1 protein-coding gene is annotated in these 265 nt (G+C 36.2%); it reads left to right on the forward strand.

Annotated features, from left to right (window positions below):
• Window positions 1–265 (forward strand): ABC transporter substrate-binding protein (locus tag V6252_RS12900; protein ID WP_341610719.1); only part of this gene is annotated, 265 nt, incomplete at both ends.

Here is a 265-nt window from a genome sequence, read left to right on the forward strand (position 1 = left end):
CATTAAATGAAGCAATTACCATGTATCCACAGTTGGCAAGGAAAGTAACATATGATCCAGACGATACAAGCTCGATTATCTATCATCTCAATCCTAATGCTCGTTTATGGGATGGGTCGGGTGTAACCAGTCGCGATGTCAAAGCGACTTTTGAGGCCATATTGAACAAAGGCCCCATGTATATTCGAAGTTATCTAAGTGATATCAAAGACATTCAAATAATTAATTATCAAAAAGTAAATTTTGTCTTTGAATCTGCTGAAAA

The sequence above is a fragment of the Psychrobacter proteolyticus genome (assembly GCF_038155145.1).
Lineage (GTDB): Bacteria > Pseudomonadota > Gammaproteobacteria > Pseudomonadales > Moraxellaceae > Psychrobacter > Psychrobacter proteolyticus_B.